Origin of the sequence: Streptomyces sp. NPDC092952, assembly GCF_044754785.1 — a bacterium.
In the GTDB taxonomy this organism is placed as follows: domain Bacteria; phylum Actinomycetota; class Actinomycetes; order Streptomycetales; family Streptomycetaceae; genus Streptomyces.
Genome location: NZ_JBIVPT010000034.1, coordinates 16,140 through 37,215 on the forward strand (window position 1 = coordinate 16,140; position 21,076 = coordinate 37,215).

Consider the following 21,076-nt stretch of genomic DNA (forward strand, 5'->3'; position numbering starts at 1 on the left):
GGTCCACTACGGTTTCCAGCACGAAGGGACGAATTCCAGTCGAAGGGGAGGATCCATGACGACCGCCAGTGGGCTGCCTGCTATCCGCGAATCCGTGCACTGGGCCGTCTCGGAGGCACCGGACGGCTCGGCCACCCTCGTCTCCCTTGCCGAGGCCGCCGTGGAGCACTACGCCCTCAACTACAGCAAACACCCGCCGGCCGTTCTGCTGGAGGAAGTCCGTGAAACCCGCGCCCTGCTCTCCACCGCCGTGGCGGGAGCAGACCACGAGGTCGGGGTGGGGCTTCGACGCCAGGTCGGCTGGCTGTCGGCGCTTCTGGGCAATCTCGCCTACCACTTGGACGACCGCGCCGGAGCCCGCACGCACCTCACTCTTGCCGGGGCGTTCGGCGAGTCCACCCGTGAGCCGGCGCTCACCGCTTGGGCCAGCGGAGCACTGGCCATGGTTGCCACCGCACGCACGGACTGGGGACACGCCCGCAGGCACGCCGAGTACGGCCTCCAGCACGCCCCCGAGGGCCTGCGACGGGCCCAGCTTCTGGGGTGGGCTCTGCTGCCCACCCTCGCCGCCACAGGACGGACTGCGGAGGCGGACGACGTTGTCGACGAGAGCGACGAGATCATGCGCTCCGCAGGCGAACTGCCCGGGCGATTCGGCTACGACCTTGCCGAGCACCGCCTCCACGTCGCCGAGGCGTACCTCACCCTCGAACGCTTCGACCGCGCGGCTGATGTTGCCCGCGAGTCGGCGGCCGCCGCCCCCGCCGAGACGCCGGCGTGGGTCGCGGCCACGCTCGTCCTCGCACTTGCCGAGGCCCGGGACACGCCGGATCAGGCGGCCACCCGCGCCCTGGACGTGCTCGACCTGATTCCTCCGCCGAGGCTCCGCGCAACCGCCCGCGAACGCCTGACCAGGCTTCAGCGAGTACTCGGCAGCTCCGAGCTGGCCGAGCGGGTGCGTACGCTTCCGGCACCGATCCGGGCCGACGGAACAGCTGCGTAGGCGGCCGATCTCCTGCAGGAAGCAGACATCCGAGTCGCCGTACGCGACGGCGCGCAGGGCCTGGTCCAGTTCGTCCAGGGTGGGGGGCCGGTCATCGATGAGGTCTGTCTGGCATGCGGCTATGGCGTCGGTGGCGTGATCCATCTGGGCCTCATCTCTTTCTGCAGGGGCGGTCGGGCTGTTAGGGGCAGTCCGGCCGCTCTTCCACGGACGGGGGACGGAAGTCCGCGACCACCGGCAGATGGTCGGACAGAGCGAGAGCGGCCGGGGTGCGGACGACGCCCCAGTCCGTCAGCAGAGCGGCCGCTCCGGCGGACGGCAGGATGTGGTCGGGCCGCATCGGGTACCGCTCGCTCTGCGACCAGTGCCCGACAGTCGCGGCCCACGGGTGGCCGAGCGCCCTCACGGGGTCGCGGAAACCCGCGAGATGCAGCTTCACCTGGGCGTCCCGGTTCGACGGACCGTAGGTGCCGTCGGGAGTGAGGCGGCGGTGACGGGAGTGCAGGTGCGGCGGGAGCCAGTCCCAGCTCTCAGGTTCCGGATCTCCCGGCCACGACCCGTTGAGATCGCCGGCCAGAATGACATCGTCGGCACACCCGAACTCCGTGATCCAGCCGACTTCGATACTGCGGGCCTCCGGCGAGAATGGCGAGAGGTGGGTATTGAAAATTCGGGCCCTCCACCCATGGCTCGTGACGATGTGAGCGCATGAAAGGGTGTGGTGGAATTTTCCCTCTGCTGCATCCGGCACGAAGTCGGAGATCGTGACCCGGTCGTGCCGCACGAGCGTCATGAGGTGGCATCCGTGGCTGCCGGACGGGGCCAGTTTCCAGTCCATTCCCAGGGCCTGGCCGGTGGCCCGAGCCATGGCCATTTCATCCGTGTCGAATGCCGTGGCCTCCTGCAGAAGGAGAACGTCGAGGTCCAGTGAATTAAGGATCTTCATCTGCTGCTCCCAACGTGTGGTTGAGAGGCCGTGGGTGCTCGTGGTGCTCCCCTCCCATCCATCGAGCCCGCCGGTGAGCACGTTGTACGTGCAGACTCGCAGAGTCCCCTGCGATTTGACCGGGAAGTCCGTGGCAAACATTTTTTCAACCTTTCCGGGCGTGAATGATCCTACTTTTGACGATGGTTTCTTGGATCCAGACAAGCCTCATTCAATGGACTCGGGTCCATGACTCTTTCTTTTGTTTGGTGACATCGTCCGGACGAGGTGAACGGGTGGTGCATCGGCTGGTGGTTCGGCATCAGGCCGGGAGGTGTCAGAAGAGCCCCATGCGAATCGCGGATGCGACGGCCTGTGGGCGATTGCGCCACTGGAACCGCTCCAGTAGGGCGTGCAGCGTGTTCTTGATTGTGCGCTCGGAAAAGTTGAGTTCGTCAGCTATCTCTGCAGTGCTGTGTCCCTCGGCGCACAGGCGGAGTACTTGTATTTCCCGTTCGGTGAGACTGTTGAAGGGGATTCCGCCCGGTCGGAGCACTTGGCGCTGGAGGGTGCCGACCTGGGTGAGGAATTTTCCCAGCAGGTCGGATGGAATATGTCCGCCGCCGTGAGCGACGGTCTTAACCGTAGTGACCACATTTTCCGGCGTGACCTCGGACCGCAGCATCAGGCCGATGGCGCCGCATTCGGTGACTTTCGAAAGCTGTATCCCGGTGACGCCCTCGGCCACGAGGGCAATGAAGGGGCCATTCAACCGGTGGATCCGGCGCAGCGTCACCAGTACATCGTCGTCGATCCCGTGTGCCACCACGATGGCGACCTGGGCCTGCTGCAGTTCCGCCTCGTGAAGCAGGGTGATTTCCGGCCTAGGGCGTAAGATCGCCTCGATCCCCGAAAGGGAAAGGGGGTCTCTCGAAAGGAGGGTGACTGCAGTCCGCTCCGATGGGGTGGCAGTGCCGCGTCCGGATATATTGGGCCGGACGGTGTGATGGATTGACGGCTCGGATGGAATCTCTTCCGGCATTGCTCCTCTTCCCCTCGTTGAGCCGCGCTTTAGCGGGCCAGCCAGCGGGCGTGCGGGCGAGTTACGAGACGGGCTCTCTTGTAGGCAAAGTCCAGCGGAATTACCTCATCCGCAATATAGGTGTCGCGAATTCGTGTCAATGCGACGGCCGCGTCAGGGTGGACCGGAGTGGAGAGGAAGAGTGGAAGCAGTATCTGCACCGCGGATTTCTTGAAATCCCACGACGGAACGGCTGTACCCGGCATTCGTGAGGCAATGCCGCGAGCATGCTCCGTCGCCGCCTTCACCGCAAGCCCGAGTCCATACGGGATCTCGCCCGCGGCACGCGAAAAACTCGTCGAAACCAGGTGCTCGATATTGAAGAACCTGGATTCCAGAGGGAGGTGCCAGTCGAAGTAGTAGTCGCTCGGCTCCTCGGAATGAACCACCGGGCCGGGGAGTTCAGGAAAGCGCTCCAGTTGACCGTTGCTGGACACAAACCAGTCTTTCAAGCTCCAAGGCTTGATATTCCCGTGGGAGGTGGTGGCAGTGAAGATTCCGTAGATGTCTTCCTGGTTCTCTGTCAAAAGGCCCGTATTGAAAACAGCTGCCTGATTCTCAAAATCCGGGAGGATCGTACCTTCATCGACCGCCCGGGCGAAAGTGTTGGTTATGTAGTACAGGAGAATTCCGATGTCCTCACTGTTGGGGCGAGCCGCCTCACCCCAGGGCTCGTGGGAGGCGATGTTCGCAAGGCGGTCGAATGTGTCCGGACTGCCGATCCCGAGTCGCCTTTCCTCATGCGTCCTCAATTTTCCCAGCCATGCGAATTCATAGAGGGAGGAATTGCTTATGTTTTCTTTCGCTGCTTCCGGGACGGAAGGGTAGTCCGGGGTGTTCTGCATTCTGGTTGCTTCCCTGGTGGCGAGATGGGGGACGTGGTGAGTTGTCATAGAATTCTTCCTATTTCTCTTCGTTGCATGCCCGGCAGGTGCGGCGCTATCCCCTGGGAGTAGTGAAGGAGCCGCCCAGAATCTGAACAATGCTGTGGGTATTCCAGTAGGTGCCGGTGTAGGGCACAGCCCAATAAGCCGTGCAGGTGCCGGAGCTGGTGGGCAACTGCACGGACATGCCCCGCTTCCAGAGGCGCGCGCCGGCGGTACGCCACCGGTCGGGGAGCGTCCCCGGTTCGACGAGGAAGAACGCAGTGCGGGCCTCGATCGATCCGACGACAGGGCCGGGTCGGTGCCATTCCTGCAGGGTGGCCAGGGCGGTGCGGCAGACCTCCGGGGACACGCGCACGACATCGAATGCGAATCCGGTGACCCAGGGGCCGGAGAGCACGGAGGGCTCCGTGCTGCGTGACATGGTCTCGGGCAGGAGGCCGAGGGGGTCCGCACGGGGCGGCACGGGGTGCTGGCGGGGGCTGGGGAGAGGGCGCTTCCCGGCGTGCTGTCGCGGAAGCACGGGAAGCGTACGAGGTTCCTCCGGCGTGATGATGCCGTAGGCGCAGCCCCGGACGACGAGGGTGCTGTCGGGTTCACCCAGCGATCTCAGCTCGGCCAGCGCCGCGTCGACCATGGTGCGGGTGTAGCCGGTGGCGCGTGCGATGTGGGCCGTGAGCGTGTCGTCGCGTACGTCCGCGGCCAGGTACGCCCACACGGCCGTGAGGGCGTCGGGAAGGTCCGGTGCGGGGAGCGGGGCGACGGTGGCGATGCCGAGGCGGATCGCCTGGCCGGCCAGGGCGCGGATGCAGATCACGCTGCATCGCGTCAGGCATGCGTGGATGTAGCCGGCGACCGTGCTGCGGGCCAGGCCGGACTCCGCGGCGTACTCGTCACGGGTCATGCCGTGCACCAGGCCCTGGAGCACGGCGCGGTGGGACGGTGCGGGCACCCAGCTGCCCGTCGGCGGCATCCGCTCGGGCATACGGATGGTGAGCGGGGCCAGGGGGAGTGGCACGAGCCCGTCGAACGACGCCGCAGCCGTCGGTGGAGGTGTCGGTGTCGGGTGGGTGGGCATGCGAGGTCTCCGGGTCTGGTGGGGAACGGTGCCCCGAGGGGCTGGGGCGGTCAGAGGGCTTTCCGACGAGGGCGGGTGGCGGCGAGGGCGACGGACCGGGCAAGGCGCCACGCGGTCCCGTCGGGTTCCTCGCCGACGAGGCGCAGATGGGCGGTGACCAGCGCTTCCAGTACGTGGTCGGGGGAGGCCCGCAAGGTTTGGGAGTAGGTGGCCAGGGCCGTGGTCCGCGACGCCCAGGGGCCGTCCACGAGAGCTGCCATGCCGGGGAGTTGGCGCAGTGCCGTCCAGTCGTCGTCCGGGGTGATGAGGGTGCGGGCGCGCTGGACCAGCAGGCGGGCGAGCGGTGCGGTCGTGGCCGGCTTCGGCCGGTCGGCCAGCCACCGCAAACCTTCCGCGACCGAGCCGTTGAGCCCGGAGGCGAGGGAGAGGACGTTGGCTGCTGCGAGCACCGGCTGGGGGACGGGTACGGGCAGGTGGGCGTGCTGGTGGGAGACGACTGCGGTGTCGGCGGCCAGCACGTCCTCCGCGGCGGCCAGGGCCTCGTCCGTTCCCCAGACGCCCACGTGCGGGCGGTACGGTACGACGGCGACATCGGACACGACGCCGGAGGCGATCAGGGTCGCGGTCCACGGGCCGAACCGGCGCATCGCGTCGCAGGCGTCGGCACCACGGGGGAATCGGACGGTGAGTTCGGCGTACGGGCGCGGACCGTCGTCGTGCGGGGTGAGCCACCACCGGCCGTGCGGGAGACCGGCGGCCAGGGACGGCAGGTGATCGGCCAGCAGGGCGCGCCGGGCCAGGGATGACCCGTACAGCCGGGCGGACAGGTAGCGGGACGCGCCGGGCAGGTGTGCGTGGCTGGGCCGTACGACCGGAGCCCGGCCGATGTCCGGTCCATTCCGGGGCGGCGCGGCGGACTCAAGGTAGAAGACGGTCTCGTTCGGCCGGCCCCCGCACCAGTCGTACGCGTCGTTCGGCTCGGCCTCGACGATCGACAGCTCGCCGAACTGGCGCCGTTCGGTCTCCCGGCGCAGCAGCTGGCGGTGGGTCGGATCGTCGAGGTCCAGGCGAAGACGAAGATCGAACCGGGTCAGGTACACGTCGCGGGGCATTCGCGTGCGGTCCCGGAGTTCGGTGAGCGTGGCATCCCACTGGGCCGTGGACGCGTCGGGGCCGGGCAGGCCGGCTCCGGCGAGCCGCCAGATGGCCGGGCTGAGGATGCTGCGCCCGGACCGGACACGGGGCAGGTGGGCGAGGGCCGAGGCGGTTCCCCAGTCCCAGGCGTCCTGGCTTCCCAGGCGCCCGCTGAGGATTGTGCTCTGCCCCCGTTCCAGTTCGTCGAGGAACCGGGCGACGGTGGGTGTCTGGCATTCGAGCTGGAGCGGGTGAGGGACGGCGGCTTCGAGCAGGCGGCCGCGGGAGAGGGAGGCGAGGTGCAGCCGGCCCTCGTGGTGGATGACCGCCAGGTCGCTCGGCGGCACGAGATCAGGGTCCGGGGGGCGGTGTTCGGACAGGGAGATCAGGGGGGAGTGCAGGCGGGGCGTGCGTGTGATGTAGGCGGCCCGCGGCATCAGCGGAGGGAAGGACACCTGGGCGGATTCGGCGCCCTGGATGGTGGTCGGCCGGTGGGCCAGCATCGAGGGCAGCCCGTCTGAGGAGGCGTCCTCGTCCAGAAGGGCGGCGATCCGGCCGCCGCTGAACTGCCCCCACCTGCGGCTCGTGCTGCGCACCATGAGGGTGAACCGTCCGGCGTTCACGTCCTGGGGGGTGGGTGCGTGGACGGACGCGGTCATCTCCAGGTGCGGTGGTACGTCGTTGGCGGTGACGGGGGGCGTGCCAGCGGCCAGCTGCTCGACGAGCGCGTCGTCGAGGACGAGGTCTTCGCCGAGCGTGTGCGCGCGCTGGGCGAGCGTGGTGAGCAGCCGGTCGCGCAGGGTGCGGGGCCTCGGCTGGCGGGGGGTGCCGTGGAAGTCGTGGGGGAGGCCGAGGCCGGTGCCCAGGTCGAGTAATTCGGTGAGGGGGACGAGTACGCCGTCGCCGTAGCGCTGGAGGAACCGGTGCTGGTAGTCGGTCCATGCCGGGGCCCCGTGCGGATCGGGGCTGACCTTGGCCAGGACGGTGGCGGCGGCCTGGGCCTCGCGCGCCACCGCCTGCGGCAGTTCGACGTCGGCGTCCACGCGGGTGTCGACGGCGAGCGGCGAGGGCCGGACGGTGACCTGGCACATCCGGGTGACGAGATCCGTCCGCACCCGGTCGGCTCCGTCCGACAGCGGATCGCGGCGGTCCAGGTCGTGTGTCTGGAGCAGGATGCTGTGCAGGCCGGTGGCCAGGTCCGCCGCCGGGCCGGGCAGGTCCTGGGCGTCGATGCGGTCGAGTTCGGTCACGATGTGGGCGAGGGCGTCCATCGTGGTGCCCGGCGCCTGCAGACTGGTCAGCAGAAACTTTTCCGCGATGAGCAGATCGAGCAGGTCCTGGGCCCGGTCCTTCCCGAGGGCGGGGTGCAGGGTGGCCAGCTGGTGCACGACCTCCCGGTAGGCAACCGGCGTACGCGTCAGTGCGACCGCGGCCTCGACGTGCACCGTGTCCCTCACCGACACCTCGTGCACGGCCGTACCGGTCTCCTCCAGCGCGCGCGGCCGCCACGGCAGCACCAGCCGCTCCCCACGCCGGACCAACGCGTTGTTCGCGCAGATCCGCAGCCTGCGCCGCACGGCCGGGATGGCTTCGAGCTGCTGTACGACGGCTTCGACCCAGGCGCCGCCGGCACGGGTGAGGGTGCGGTGCTCCTGGCCCCACCGGGCGTGTGCGGCCGGTCCGAAGGACCCGGTGGCGACGCCCGCGTACAGACCGAAGGGCGTGGACCGCCACGTGGCGCGCTGGATGTAGCTGAGGAGGGTGAGGACGAGGTGCCGGAGCGCTTCGGCGGTGGCGTCGGGAGCTTCGGCAAGGGTGTCGAGACGGTGGGCGAGGTCGGGGCTGGCGTGACGGATCGCGGCGGCGACCGGCTGGATGTCCCAGACCTCGTCCACCCAGCGCCGCCATGCGGTCGGTGGGGTGGTGGTGAGGTCGGGGACCGGCGGGACGACGACGCCGTGGAGGACGACGGTCCGCACGGTGATCGTGGGCCGCACGTTGAACAGGGTGGTTCGGGCCATGACTTCTTCCTGCTGGAACGGGAAGCGGTGGGTGGTTCGGTGGGTGAAGCGGCTGTCAGGGGTCCAGGAAGAAGTGCGCCAGCGCACCAGCGGTGCCGGGAACTTCCGCGACCTGAAGGTCGAGCCCGAGTACCTCCTCGGCACAGCGGCGCTCGGGCTCGTCGCGCACCGGGGTGCCGTCCGGCTGGGCGCCGGCCCGGGGGGAGGGGGCAGGGCAGGTGGTGGACATGGCGAGGGCTCCGGTACGGGGGGAGGCCGGTTCGGCGGCGAGCTGGGTGACGAGGTGATGGACGGGCAGCGGCCGGCTGATCATGGGGCCGTCCTGGCTCACCCAGCCGGAGCGGTGACGGGGCCTGCGCCAGGTGAACGGCGGGAGTACGACACTGGCGCCGACCGGGAGGTAGGTGGTGCCGGATGGCCAGGCGGGGTCACCCGACCCCTCGGGCAGCAGAATTCCCCAGTGATCGTCGTGTGCGAAGACCCAGCCCACGGGTGTGGTCGTCGACCGTGCGGCCGCGGCCGTGACACGCTGCGCGAGCGGCTCGGGCATGAGGAGGACCTCCCAGCCCGGTCCGACCGTCCGGGACCGTAGCGGCGGGACGAGGTCGGGCGCGGGGCGAAGCGCTGCCGGACGCGTGGTGGCTGCGTTCACGAGGTTCCTTCCTGACGCACCGGGCGCGGCTGTGGGCCGGGCGCGAGCCTGGCGGTGACGGGGGCGCTGCGGTAGCCGCGCAGGAGGTTGTGGAGGATGGGGACGGGGCTGCTGTCGAGGTGGAGGCGGGTGCACCGGGCGGCCAGGGCCCGCAGGACGGACCGGGCCTGAAGTTCGGCCAGCGCGATTCCGGCACACAGGTGCGGGCCGGCGCCGAAGGCGAGGTGTTGCTCGGGGCGCGGGCGGCGGATGCTGTAGTGGTGGGCGTCGTACCCCCAGCGCCGCTCGTCGCGGCCGGCGGACCCGTACAGCAGCCATACCTGCTCGCCCTCGGCCAGGCGCACGCCGCCGATGTCGGCGGGCTGGTTCAGCAGCCGCCCGAGACCTTGGATCGGGGCTTCGAGGCGCAGTGCCTCGTGGAAGGCGGGCAGGGACCAGCGGATCGGGTCACGACGCAGGATCTCCCACTGGGCCGGGTTCCGGGCCAGCTGCACGATGCAGGAGGCGAGGCCGAGGACGGTGGTGTCGATCGACGCGGCCACGTACGCCGAGGCCAGCGGGATCGCGTCGGACTCGGCGATCTGCCCGGCGTCGACCGCCTTGAAGACCGCGCCCATCCACGTCCCGCGCTCCACGTTTTCACGGGTGAGGTTCTCGTGGAGCATCTCGACCATGCGGGATGCCAGCGGCAGCGCCCGTTGGTAGCGCTGGTTGTCGGGGCCGAACACGTCGAACGTCGCGGCAGCACCGGCCAGCAGTGTCTCCCGGTCTGTGTCGGGCAGGCCCATCAGCTCCATGACGGTGCCGCAGACCATGTCGGAGGCCAGGGCGACGGCGTCGAACCGGCCGGATTCCAGGGATGCCGCCACCAGGTGGTCGGCCCGGGCGGCAACGCGGCCCCCCGGGCCACGCATCGCGCGGGGGGCGAGCTGCTGGGACAGCACCCGGCGCAGCGCCGTGTGCCGCGCCCCGTCCGAGGCGAGGACCGTTCCGGCGAGCACCTGCTCATTGGCCAGCGGGGTCAGGGCGATGCCGTCCTCGGAGCCGAACGCGGTGGGGTCCTTGAGGACGGCGGCGACGTCGGCATGGCGGGATACCGCCCATACGCCGTACCGGGACAGGTGCACGGCGGCCCCGGTGGTCCGCAGGGCGTGGTACGCGGGGTACGGGTCGGCCAGGATCGCGTCGTCGAAGAGCGGCAGGTCAGTGGTGGGCATGGGAGCCTCCGGACGTACGGTCGGCGGGCTGGTTGAGCCGGTACTCCAGGAGGGCGATCAGTGCGCGCGTGCTGGAGTACCGCTCGCGGGCGTCCAGGTGCAGCAGGGGTACGTGCGGCGGGAGTTGTATCGCCGTACGCAGTTCCTCGTCGCTGTGGGCCGGGGCGCCGTCGAAGCGGTTGACGGCGACGATGTAAGGCGCTTCCCGAAGCTCCAGGAAGTCGATGCTGGCGAAGCAGTCCGCGAGACGCCGGGTGTCGGCCAGGACGATGGTGCCCAGAGCGCCGCGGATCATGTCGTCCCACACGAACCAGAACCGTTCCTGGCCGGGGGTGCCGAAGATGTACAGGGTGAAGGCGTCGATGCTGCGCCGGCCGAAGTCGAAGGCCACGGTGGTGGACGTCTTCTGCTCCACCCCGTACGTGCTGTCGCCGTGGTTCGCCGCAGTGATGACCGCCTCCGTGGTGAGCGGGGCGATTTCACTCACGGCTCCGACGAACGTGGTCTTGCCGACGCCGAAGCCGCCGGCGATCACGACCTTGACGGGCGCGGGAGAGGAGAAGTCAGTTGGCAAGGCCACGTTCTTCCTTGAGGTCCTGTGCGTACTGGGCCTTCAGCCCGCGGAGCACACGCTCCATCAGGCCGAAGGACACGTTGTCGTTGCGCGACATGTCCACCGGCGCCTGGAGCGTGACGGCACCCAGGCGGTGGAGATCGTCGACGATGACCGCGATCACTCCGACCGGAAGCATCACGAGCCCTGCCAGCTCCGACACCGCTCGTGATGTCTCCGCGCACAGCTGGAGACAGTGCCCGTGCGCGTCGCTGAGGAGCTGGTGCTCGGGCGTGCCGGTCAGGATGACCTGGGTGTCGATCGCCAGCCCGGGGCCCAGGGAGCGGGTCCGGCCGCCGGTCCCCGCGTACGGCCGGGACCGGCGGCCCACTGGAGAAGTCACCGGTGCTGTGGCTCGGACCCGGACGATGTCGGCGTGACCGCACTGCTCACCACGCCGCCGACCCAGTTGGCCAGCTCCGCCGTCTCGAAGCCGAGCTGGCGAAGGTTCGCCTGGTGGAGTGCGTGCAGGGCGACGACGCAGTGATCCCCCGCGCGGGCGATGACGCACCACCCGTGCTCCATCTCCACCAACGTCCTCAGCACCGGCCCGCCGCCCTGCGCATCGGACTGCCTCGCCGCCATGTTCGCCATGGAGCTGGCGAGGACACTCAGGTACTCACCGTGCGTCGTGCGGGCCGACTCCGTCGAGGTGGGACCTTTCACGTCTCCGTTCACGTCCCAGCCGGTCATGTACTGGAGGAGTCCGTCGTTCGTCGCCACGACGGCCCCGATCACGTGGGGGATCGCTGAGACGCGCTGGTCAAGGAGGTGCTGGATCTGATTCATTGCGGTCCTTACTGGGTGGGGAGCTGGTGCTCGGCCTGCTGCGTACCGGTCTGGAATTCGCCCCAACTCGTCGCAACGTGAGATGGGTTGGATGCCCGCCACCCGAATTGGGAGGCGTCGGGGCTGGTGGTGAGGAGGGCGGTGGGGACGTGCTCTCCGGGCCGGCGCTGCGGCAGGGCTGCCGCACCGGAGCCGGAGGTCCGGGGTGCCGGGTCGTGGTGCCCGCCCCGTACGGCGGCCGGTACCTGGCTGGACTCCTGCTGACGCCGGGGAAGAGGATCCGTGCCGGGGACAGGGGGACGTTCCGACGGGGTGGCCGGGGCGGGAAGCGAGGTTCCCGGCCGCCCCGTGGCCCGAACGGTCCGCTCACCGGTCAGAGCACGGCCGTCGACCATCACGACCGCTGTGATCCCGCGGTAGGGGGAGGGGCGCAGAGCGACGTGCACGTGGTGCCGGGCGGCGACCTGGGCGACGACGAAAAGGCCGAGCCTGCCCCGTCGGTGGGCCATCGCCTCGAACGACGGTCCGCTCTGGGCCAGGCTCGCGTTGGCCGCCTCGATGGCCTCGTCGGGCATGCCGGCCCCGGCGTCCTCGATCTCCAGCGCCACACCGTGCATCGCCTGCCGGCTACGGACGACGACGGGCGTGATGGAGCTGGCGAGGGCGTTGTCGAGGAGCGCGGCCAGTACCGTCACCAGTCCGGCCACGTGCTCGGGGGCGACCAGGACGGCGGTCGTGACCTGGTTGTCGACCCGTGCCGCGGCCCCGGTCTCGACCGCGGAATTGTTGACCAGGTCGAGCAGTGCCGTCGGCTCGGTGTAGAGGACACGGTGGTCCACGACGCCTGCCAGCGTGCCGACGTACTCCTGGTGGCGCCGGGCAGCGGTGACAGAGCCGTCGATGAGAACCAGCTGCTCCAGCAGCGTCGGGTGGATGTCCTGCCGGGCCATCACCGTCTCAAGGAGTCCAAGGCTCCGGGCGATGTGGCCGAGGGTCCGCTGTGCGGCGGCCCCGGTGAACGCGGCGATCCCGCGCCGGTCGGAGGCCTGCCGGGCAGCCAGCTGCGCAGCGGTCCGCTGGGCCTCGGCCAGGGCCACGGCCACGTCCGCGAACTCGTCCGCCGGAGGAGCCGGGAACTCCTTCTCCACACTGACCGGATCGCCGCGGTGCAGCCGTTCCACCACCTGCGTCAGGTGCTCCGCACCGTTGTGTGTCTGTACCCGCAGCTGGGCCAGCCGGGCAGAAACGGACCGGATCAGCCATGCGATGAGCATGGCGATCGAGAGCACGGCGCCCAGCAGGACGGCACTCTGGTAGACGGTGTTGGCGCGGATGTCGTTCGCCCGCTGGAGCCCGTGGGCCAGCAGCCCCTGCGTACGCCGCAGGTTCAAGGCCGCGATCTTCTCGCTGACTTCCTTGTACGCGGCCTCCCAGTGGCTGAGGGCCGCCGGGTCGCCGATCTGGTCCGCGCCGAGCCCGTCGGCCGACGCCGTGAGCACCGACCGCTGCGCGTCCTGGAGTCGCCGCCACGCCGTACTGGCGGTGATCTCCTCGTAACGTGCCTTCTCCGGCGCCGGGAGGTACGGAGCGATCCACCGCTCGTACATCACCTGCTGAGACCCGTACGCCTCGGCGAACCGGACACGGTGCGCGGACGTCATCCGCCCCGAATACCGGGCCTGCGTCAGCAGCATGTCCTGCTGCGCCAGCGCGTCCGCCGCATAGAAAAGGCCGACCAGCGGCCGGGTCTCCGCAGTGAGCGGACCGTCGTCCATCGTGCTGAGCGCCTGATAGAAGGCGATCATCGAGTTGATGAGACCGGTGTAGTAGCCGGTCGCCTTGTCCGGATCCCCGGCGCGGGCATCGACCTGCTCGCGGACCTTCGGCAGCGTCGTGAGCTGCGCATAGACAGCCTCCACGTACTCCCAGCGGTGCCGCTCACCGGCCTGGAGCTCGGTCCCCGACAACGTGCGGAACGAGTTCACCCCGGCATCGGTCCGTGCCCGCTGCTCCTTGAGCGCCTTCCTCTCCGCGTCGGACGGATGAGCGAGGTACGCGGCTGTCAGGGTCCGCTCGGCCTGTGCCCCCACGAAGAGCGGAAGCGACGCCTGCCCCCCTAACGTCCCGGTCAGGACGTCGTTGCGCAGGGCCCGCTGCTGCTCCCACGCAGGCACGGTGTTGGTGATCGCCAGGCCCAGCAGCGCGGTGATGGCGACGGCCGCCAGCAGGAGCAGGCGCGCGCGTACCGTCATGGTGCGGCGTGGGCGCGGGGCGCGGTGAGCTGTTCGGTCCATGGGTGTGGGTCCTCGGCCGGAAACGGTCATGGCAGGTCAGGCGGGGTCGGGGTGGAGGAGCAGTGCCGCGTATCCACCGCCCAGGGCGGGGTCGCCGGCCCTGCGGCCGGGCTGGCCCGGGCGGTGCCGTTGTTGCTGGGGCGGGTGGTAGAGGCTCACCGGTGTGATCCCAGGCGCGCGCAGATGCCAGGAACTGCCCGGCGGCAGCGCGAGGTCACGGATCTGTTCGGCGGTCCGCCACTGAACGGGCAGCCCGGCCTGGGCATACGCGGCCGCTATGGCATCGGCCGATCCGTCACGGACCAGATCGGCGGGGTGGGTGAGCGAGAGGACGCTGCCCGGCGGCGTACCGTGGAGAACAGCGCGCACGATCGCGGCCGCGTCGGCGGTGTCGGTGATCTCGTGCAGGACGTTGTGGAGGAGGAACGCGACCGGGCGGTTCATGTCCAGGCCGTGGAAGGGAATTTCGCGCATGATGCGGAGGGTGTCCCGCAGGTCGGCCCGCATGAAGTGGTGCCGTGCGCGGTCGCCGGCCAGGAGTCCGGGCCCGTGCTCCACGACGTAGGGGTCCGAATCGACATGGATGAAGACAGCGTCGGGCTCGGCCGAGGCGGCGGTGGGAGGCAGATCCGCACGCCCGGTCGGCAGGCCGCTGCCCAGATCGATGAATTGCCGGATCCCGGCCCCGTGGAGCATCTCGACCGTCCGGTGCGCATGGTGCCGACCGGCCTCCAGCGCCGCCTCGAACCACCGCGCCGCCTCGACGATCTGCCGGCCCAGTGCCCTGTCCGCAGGGAAGTGATGGGTCCCGCCGTCCAGCCAGTGCGTGGTCCTGGCCGACGATGCCCAGGAGTCTGCCTCTTCTGAACCGCCCGCGCCGATGGGGGCGGCTGTCAGGGAGACCCGCTGCTGGTGATCAAGCACAGCACACCTCGCTCCGGGGGACCAACCGCACCAGACTGAGCGCGTGATACAGCGCATCCGGATCGCTCATCGTCCTGCTGGTCACTACAGGCCGAGGCGGAGCGATCCAGACACGCGACCGGCACGTCGGCTGGGAGCCCGCAACGCAGCGCAGTCTCCGGATGGCCGCGCGGCCGACGCATTCGGAGTGGGGGGCCACCCACCGGTCGGCGGTGCCGAGCGGCACCGGAACCACGACGGCACGGTGCTGACGGCAGACCAGGTACGGGCCGGCCTCGTCGGAATCGAGGAGCGAGCGCATGGCCGGAATGCCCAGGCCCGCCCCGATCCGGACCGCGTCGAACCGGTCCGGCAGCGGACGCGGAGGCGCATCATCGAACCCCACGACCACCAGACTCTCCTCACCAGACGTTCGCTGGTGCCCCACACGCCCGGTCACAGGCAGCGGGCTCACGCCGCAGCCTCCGTCCGCGCTATCTCATCGAGCAGCACAGCACTCCCGACGAGACTCAGATGCGTATACCCCTGTGGGTAATTTCCGAGATGTCGGCCGTCGCCGACGTGATACTCCTCGGCCAGCAGCCCCACATCGCTGCGCAGCTCCAGGAGACGCTCGAACAGCGCCCGTGCATGGGGGAGCCGGCCGGTGAGCGCGAGCGCGTTGACCAGCCAGAACGAACACAGCAGGAAGACGCCCTCGCCGCCGGGCAGACCATCGGCACCCTCCTCGGGCCCATCGGTGAGGTAGCGGTAGACGAGGCCGTCCGGGGTGGCGAGCTCCCGCATCACCATGCCGACCGTGCCGATCACCCGGGGATCGTCCGGCGGAAGAAAACCGGTCGCCGGGATCAGCAGCAGCGCGGCGTCCAGCGCCTGTGACCCGTAGGACCGGGTGAACATGTTCCTCACCTCGTCGAATCCACGCACACAGACATCGGCGTGAATCTCATCCCGCAGGGCTTCCAACGCGGGGAGGTCCAGGTCGAGGGCGCCCCTCTGCGTCAGGCGGACCGCACGGTCGACCGCGACCCAGGCCATCACCTTGGAGTGGACGAAATGGTCCCGCTCGCCGCGCCCCTCCCAGATTCCGTCGTCGGGCTCCCGCCAGTGCTGCCGCACGTAGTCGACCAGCCGTCCGATCAGCGCCGCGGTGCCGTCGCACCAGGCCAGCCCGGACCCGTGTGCCTGGGCCAGCAGCGCGACGGCCGACCCCGGAACGTCCAGTTGGAACTGGCCCGCCGCACCGTTGCCGACCCGGACCGGACCTGAACCCACGTACCCGGGCAACCAGTCGAGCACCCGCTCAGGCAGCTCCCGCTCCCCACCAACCCCGTACATGATCTGGAGGTTTTCCGGGTCACCGGCGACCGACCGCAGCAGCCACCGCTGCCACTCCTCGGTCTCCTGCCCGTACCCAGCACGCAGCAGAGCAGACAGAGTGTCCGCCGAGTCGCGCAGCCAGCCGAACCGGTAGTCCCAGTTCAGCCCGCCGCCGATCTCCTCCGGTAACGACGTGGTGGGCGCGGCGACGATGCCGCCGCTCGGCGCGTACGTCAGGCCCTTGAGCGTGACCAGGGACCGGACCACCGCGTCCCGATAGGTCCCGCAGTACGTGCACCGCGCCACCCATTCGCGCCAGAACGCACCGGTCTGGGCGAGCGCCCCGAATATGTCGGCCGGCGGCGGCGCCCCGTGCTCGGAGGGCTGCCAGCTGAGGGCGAAGACCACCTTCTGGCCGGCCGCGATGCTGCACCGGCTGCACAGAGTCCCGTCCTTCTCCTCGGTCGTTGCGGTGGCGGGGATGTCGAGCAGCAGGGTGTCGGGTCCGCAGACCGCGGCCGTACGCCCGTCGGCCTCGTAGATCCAGGGCGCGTGACGCCCGTACCCGAAGCGCGGGCGGATCTCGGCCTCCACCTCGACGTCGCCTGCCAGGGCCTCCACGATCCGGATCACCTGCTGTGGGCACTGGCCGTGGGGCGGCATGAAGTCGGTCACCCTGACCGTGCCACGTGGGGTGTCCCACTCGGACACCAGCACCAGGGAGTCGGCCCAGTAGCGACGCCGGTCACACGGTGCGATATCGCTGCCGACCGGGCCTATCCGCCAGAAGCCGTGCTCCTCGGTGCCGAGAACCTGCGCGAAGACAGCGCGCGAATCGAAGCGCGGCAGACACAACCAGTCGATCGACCCGTTACGGCCGACGAGAGCGTCGGACCGCATATCGCCGATGAACGCGTAGTCCTTTATGCGGAGGGGATGCATGGAATTCCGATCTGTGCGGGGAAGCCCGGAGCCTCGTCCAGTTCGAACAGTGAACGGCGAGCCGGGTGAGCGGAGATGAGATGAGGGCAGTGCGGCGGTGTTGGCCGATCGCTGATCGAGAGGGGCAGCGACCATCGGGGCCGATACGGTGCAGGCTCGGCCCAGGGCTGGCGTCAACCCCGATGGCCTACCCGTGATGGTTACGGGGAGCTAACGCGCCTTACCAGCGCATTGGTTGAGAGCTTTGACGAGTTCGGAACCTCTGGGGAGGCTGAGAGGAGACTCGGACTTGACGTCCCAGGGAGGCGTGGCCCATCGCCAGCAGGACGAGGGCGGCAGGATAAGCCGTCCGCCAGCCCCGGTCTCGACCGACACCACGAACTCAAAGTCGGACATAGAGCTGCCAGTACCTGCCCGGACGAGCATGACCACGCAGTCATGCCCTTTGGTTAGGCACGGCACGGGGCCCAAGCCGCACCTGGTGAACTGGGCCATCGCCCTTGTCCCTACCAGGTGCGACACCGTGACGGCGTCGAAGGCGGAGCAGGGAGTACTCAGCTGGGTATCTGGGTCTTCCGCCAGTTCGGCCGCCGCACGATCCGGCGACACGAAGGTTGTCCCGGCGATCAAAGGCCACCCCAGGACCTGCATGTATGCCTTGGCTACAGCCCGAGTGTCCGTGGTCGCTGGCGGCCAACTTGCAACGGCATTCACGGAGTTTCCCTGCCCTGCTTGGGCGACAGTGAGACGATCCGTTGGTGGGCCGTGATGGCCCTCTTCACTGCTCCGCGCACAGTTCCTCCTCGGCGGCTGTAGAGATCCTGTCGAGGACGAACCGGAGGCAGGAGTCAAGGGGGCGGAGCGTGTCCACGAATATCTTCGGTTCCGGGATCCGCTCTGCCGAGTCGTCCCGCTTCCCGTCCCAAGCCTCGTAGCTATCTGTCCCTCTGCCGCGCTGGGCGGCTACCGTGTCAGGACAAACGCATTCGATTATGTGGAGCGCGTGTCCGATTCCATCGGTGAATCGACGCAAGGAGAGGACATCTCGAACGCGAGTCAGGGGGCGACCGTCCAGTACGATCACGGTGCCAGGCTCTCTCTCAAGCTGCCACATCGCGGCCTGAAGAAGCCACTCGTAGAGCTGGTTGTGCAGCTCAGGTGAAACCGTGACCAGCTCAAGGAATAGCGCCCTCCGCAGCGCCACCACGTCGAGCAGAGCGCCGTGCCTTGCATCGGCCAGAGCTTGTGCGAGAGTGGTCTTACCGGTGAGGGGCCGACCGCCCAGGGCGACGATCACGCGCTCTCCTGTCAGTGCTGAAGCCGCATCTGCGCCCCGCATGCGTGAGCAGAAGCAGAAGGGATGGCCGGTTGGTCTCCTGCGGACAGTGAACAGAGCGCCATGCGCGACTCGTTCACCTGCATCCCTGGGGGGCAACATCAACTCCGCCTGAGACGGCCGGTGCAACAGAGCTGTCAACGTGCTCACCTCCCAGGTCAGGGTGGCGAGCGCCGTATCCTCTGGCCGCTGCTCCAGAGGATACGGCGCTCGCTCGTTCGTCGGCCGAGACGACTGTCTCCGTCCAGCGAGCGACTTCTCGGCTTCCGAGGTATGCAGGATTCGCCCTACTGCCCCGAGGGGCAACAGTGACGGATGACTGATCAGTTACTGCCAGTGGTAGGGAGTCACTTCTTTGCACACTGATCCGTGAAGAAGCCACTTTTTCACACGCGGTCGGCAGATCACCCCCTACGCTTCCAGGAAGCGGTCCGGACAAGGAGGTCTGATGAAAAGCATCCCTCACCGCCCCTCCTGTGCGCGGCAGTTAAGGGAAGGGCTAATCTGTCGGAGTAAGCCCTTTGCCGAGATCGCTCAGGTCATCCATGGGCATTGTGCTGTATCCCCTTTGCGTGCTCAGCGCCTTGCCCGAGGGCTAACGCTGAAGGGTGCAGCTGAGGGCTTGAACGCTCTTGCCGCAGGGCGCAGAGACGCCCCCCGGGCTGATAGCGACCAGTTGGGACATTGGGAGACTGGCCGTCAGCCACGCCCGGCAACGCTTGGACTACTGTGTGAGTTCTACGAGTGCACGCTTCAGGACCTCGGGTTCGGAGGTGTAGTAGCTATCTCGCCTTCGCCTTCTGCCTTGACGGATCACTCGTCGACCTTGCTGGCACACCTTTCGGAGCCGTCCCCCGTCGACTCCCTGGAGCAGCAAGTTGATGCAGCCCGGCGATCGGTGGACCGAACATTGGCGGCCGGCACCGTCAGCCCGAATCAGCTTGACCTGCTCGATGAGCAGGTGCTCTGGTCTCGGGAACAGTACGTCTATACACCGCCTGCACCGATGATCAAGACGCTCCTCGGTCACTTGTCGGAAGTCGAGTACCTGGCCGGGCACCGGCAGCCAGCCGCCATCCAGGTACGCCTGTCCGAGCTGACTGCCATGCTCTCTACTCTCATGGCGGATGCACTCATGAAACTGGGGCACTTGACCAGATCCCAGAGCTGGTACGCCACAGCGCGGAACGCCGCGGACGACAGCGGGAACACAGAGCTACGGGCCCGAGTGCGGGCACAAGCGGCGATGCTTCCGTTCTACTACGGTCCTCTCGAAGCAGCAGTAGCCCTTTCCCGGGAGGCGCGGATCATTTGCCGCGGTCGGCCCAGTGCCACTGCGGCATTTGCGTCAGCGGCCGAGGCGCGTGCCCTGGCGAAGCTGGGAGATACTCAGGGCGCAGAGGCCGCCCTCCGGCATGCTGCTGCAGCCTTCGAGCAGAGCGGCGCCGGCGGGAAGACCGACAACGATGCCTTTGGCTTCCCGGAGAGACGCTTCCGACTTTATGAGAGCGGGACACTGACAGCCCTAGGTCGAACAGGGTTGGCTCGACGGGTCCAAGAAGCGGCGCTCCTCCTCTACCCGAAGAGGACCGGTATCGATCCGGCGTTGCTCAACTTCGAGGCAGCCCTATGCCTGGCGCATGAACGTAACCCGACCGAGGCATGCCAGCTGGCCAGTGCCACGTACCTCCGGATGACTCCGGAGCACCGCACGCCCATCGTTGAGGAACGAGCCCGTGAGGTCATCGGAACTCTCCCCCGTGGTGCGCAGACTGGTCGCGCGGCTAGAGAACTGCGCGAGATCCTCGCCCTTCCTCCAGGGCAGATGTGACAGCAGAGGGGATCGTCGGCCAGCCTGGACCTCATGACACAAGCAGTGCAGACCCCAGGCGGGTTCTCTCAGTCCGAGATGCGTCAACTCCTGGCCCGGGGGTGCACAGCCGTCGGTCTCGACTTCTCCGATGCTCGACTTCTTCGGGGGCACACTAACGCGGTCATCCTTCTCGAAAGGGAAAAGGTAGTCGTCAAGATCGCACGGAACGGATCCCGCGTAGGCGACGTGGCGCGAACGGTCGCGTTCGTTCACTGGCTCACGAATGGGGGCTTCCCTACTGTCCCGCTACACCCCGTCGAACAGCCCGTTGTCGTTGACCGACATGCGATCACCTTCTGGACGTATCTTCCCCAACCGGATCATCCGGTCGCTGCTGTCCAACTGGCCAAACCTTTGTACACACTTCATACTCTGCCCCCGCCACCCGTAAGGCTTCCCGAATACGATAATCTTGCGGCGATCAGACGGTCGATCACAGCGATCACATGCCTTCCGGAAGAAACTCTGCTGTTCCTGGCCGAGTACGCCGACCACCTTGAGTCGGCCCTTCAAATAGTGAAGTTCGAGCTACCGAAAGGGGTAATCCAGGGCGATCCGCAACACCGCAACGCCCTCCATGTAGATGACGGCGAAGCCGTACTCTGTGACTGGGACACGGTAGCGACCGGGCAGCCCGAGTGGGACCTGGTTACTGTGGAGGTCCACTGCAGACGCTTCGGCTACGGACCATTGCACTACTCCGCATTCGCTGATGCCTACGGCTGGAACGTCACGAGTTGGCCGGGCTACCAGACGCTGGCCGCGATCCGCGAGCTGCGGATGATCACGACAAACGCGCAGAAAGTTCACCATGCTCCAAGCAGTCTGGACGAAGTTGTGCGGCGTGTGGATGGGCTCCGCCGTCACGACAACGCCCTACGTTGGAACATTCTTTAGTGGACGGTTCGTGAAGTGATGTCCGTTTCCGTATGAGCGTTGTGTCAGGGGTGCTGGTTGTAGCGGTGGCTACTGCTTCCTGGTGAAGCTGCC

At 68.2% G+C, this 21,076-nt stretch carries 17 protein-coding genes; 3 read left to right on the plus strand and 14 right to left on the minus strand.

Annotated elements, in window-relative coordinates:
- The first annotated feature begins 55 nt into the window (after nt 1–55).
- Nucleotides 56–1,003: a Twin-arginine translocation pathway signal gene (locus ACIQGQ_RS35935; protein ID WP_402404502.1), complete on the plus strand. Its 948-nt coding sequence runs from the start codon at nt 56–58 to the stop codon at nt 1,001–1,003.
- A gap of 181 nt (nt 1,004–1,184) precedes the next feature.
- Here the strand turns inward: ACIQGQ_RS35935 and ACIQGQ_RS35940 are convergent, their stop codons facing one another.
- The 14 genes from ACIQGQ_RS35940 to ACIQGQ_RS36005 all read right to left on the minus strand — a co-directional run bounded on the left by ACIQGQ_RS35940 (nt 1,185) and on the right by ACIQGQ_RS36005 (nt 18,174).
- Entirely contained in the window at nt 1,185–2,090 is a 906-nt protein-coding gene (locus ACIQGQ_RS35940; protein ID WP_402404505.1) for an endonuclease/exonuclease/phosphatase family protein, read from the minus strand.
- Between the two features lie 175 nt (nt 2,091–2,265).
- Entirely contained in the window at nt 2,266–2,970 is a 705-nt protein-coding gene (locus ACIQGQ_RS35945) for a response regulator transcription factor (RefSeq protein WP_402404508.1), read from the minus strand.
- 29 nt (nt 2,971–2,999) lie between these two features.
- Nucleotides 3,000–3,854, minus strand: coding sequence for a DUF3825 domain-containing protein (locus tag ACIQGQ_RS35950; protein ID WP_402404511.1), 855 nt, complete (start codon nt 3,852–3,854; stop codon nt 3,000–3,002).
- 94 nt (nt 3,855–3,948) lie between these two features.
- On the minus strand, nt 3,949–4,911 hold the full coding sequence (locus ACIQGQ_RS35955) for a hypothetical protein (RefSeq protein ID WP_402404514.1): 963 nt from the start codon (nt 4,909–4,911) through the stop codon (nt 3,949–3,951).
- A gap of 110 nt (nt 4,912–5,021) precedes the next feature.
- Nucleotides 5,022–8,126 carry a lantibiotic dehydratase gene (locus ACIQGQ_RS35960; RefSeq protein WP_402404517.1) on the minus strand — a complete coding sequence of 1,035 codons (3,105 nt, stop codon included), beginning with the start codon at nt 8,124–8,126 and terminating at the stop codon, nt 5,022–5,024.
- A gap of 55 nt (nt 8,127–8,181) precedes the next feature.
- The gene (locus tag ACIQGQ_RS35965) at nt 8,182–8,778 is read right to left on the minus strand and encodes a hypothetical protein (RefSeq protein ID WP_402404519.1); all 597 of its coding nucleotides are present in this window, start codon (nt 8,776–8,778) and stop codon (nt 8,182–8,184) included.
- Nucleotides 8,775–9,995 (minus strand): cytochrome P450, encoded by a 1,221-nt coding sequence (locus ACIQGQ_RS35970; protein WP_402404521.1) that lies wholly within the window; start codon nt 9,993–9,995, stop codon nt 8,775–8,777. Before ACIQGQ_RS35970 ends, ACIQGQ_RS35965 begins: the two co-directional genes overlap by 4 nt.
- Nucleotides 9,982–10,575, minus strand: coding sequence for a GTP-binding protein (locus ACIQGQ_RS35975; RefSeq protein ID WP_402404524.1), 594 nt, complete (start codon nt 10,573–10,575; stop codon nt 9,982–9,984). Before ACIQGQ_RS35975 ends, ACIQGQ_RS35970 begins: the two co-directional genes overlap by 14 nt.
- Complete coding sequence (locus ACIQGQ_RS35980) at nt 10,559–10,951, minus strand: DUF742 domain-containing protein (RefSeq protein ID WP_402404526.1); 393 nt, start codon at nt 10,949–10,951, stop codon at nt 10,559–10,561. The genes ACIQGQ_RS35975 and ACIQGQ_RS35980 overlap by 17 nt, the downstream gene beginning before the upstream one ends.
- Nucleotides 10,948–11,397, minus strand: a complete 450-nt coding sequence (locus tag ACIQGQ_RS35985; protein ID WP_402404529.1) for a roadblock/LC7 domain-containing protein — start codon at nt 11,395–11,397, stop codon at nt 10,948–10,950. The genes ACIQGQ_RS35980 and ACIQGQ_RS35985 overlap by 4 nt, the downstream gene beginning before the upstream one ends.
- 8 nt (nt 11,398–11,405) lie before the next feature.
- Nucleotides 11,406–13,691: a nitrate- and nitrite sensing domain-containing protein gene (locus tag ACIQGQ_RS35990; protein ID WP_402404532.1), complete on the minus strand. Its 2,286-nt coding sequence runs from the start codon at nt 13,689–13,691 to the stop codon at nt 11,406–11,408.
- Nucleotides 13,692–13,727: 36 nt separating this feature from the next.
- Entirely contained in the window at nt 13,728–14,615 is an 888-nt protein-coding gene (locus tag ACIQGQ_RS35995) for an SAM-dependent methyltransferase (protein ID WP_402404535.1), read from the minus strand.
- A 450-nt stretch (nt 14,616–15,065) separates the two neighbouring features.
- Nucleotides 15,066–16,877: a glycoside hydrolase family 15 protein gene (locus ACIQGQ_RS36000; RefSeq protein ID WP_402404538.1), complete on the minus strand. Its 1,812-nt coding sequence runs from the start codon at nt 16,875–16,877 to the stop codon at nt 15,066–15,068.
- A gap of 778 nt (nt 16,878–17,655) precedes the next feature.
- A complete protein-coding gene (locus ACIQGQ_RS36005) occupies nt 17,656–18,174 on the minus strand; it encodes a hypothetical protein (RefSeq protein WP_402404541.1) in 519 nt (172 codons plus the stop codon).
- Nucleotides 18,175–19,018: 844 nt separating this feature from the next.
- On the opposite strand from ACIQGQ_RS36005, the gene ACIQGQ_RS36010 reads away from it, so the two are divergent.
- Both ACIQGQ_RS36010 and ACIQGQ_RS36015 read left to right on the plus strand, forming a co-directional pair.
- Nucleotides 19,019–20,044, plus strand: a complete 1,026-nt coding sequence (locus tag ACIQGQ_RS36010; protein WP_402404544.1) for an XRE family transcriptional regulator — start codon at nt 19,019–19,021, stop codon at nt 20,042–20,044.
- 33 nt (nt 20,045–20,077) lie between these two features.
- The gene (locus ACIQGQ_RS36015) at nt 20,078–20,983 is read left to right on the plus strand and encodes a phosphotransferase family protein (RefSeq protein ID WP_402404547.1); all 906 of its coding nucleotides are present in this window, start codon (nt 20,078–20,080) and stop codon (nt 20,981–20,983) included.
- Nucleotides 20,984–21,076 lie beyond the last annotated feature (93 nt).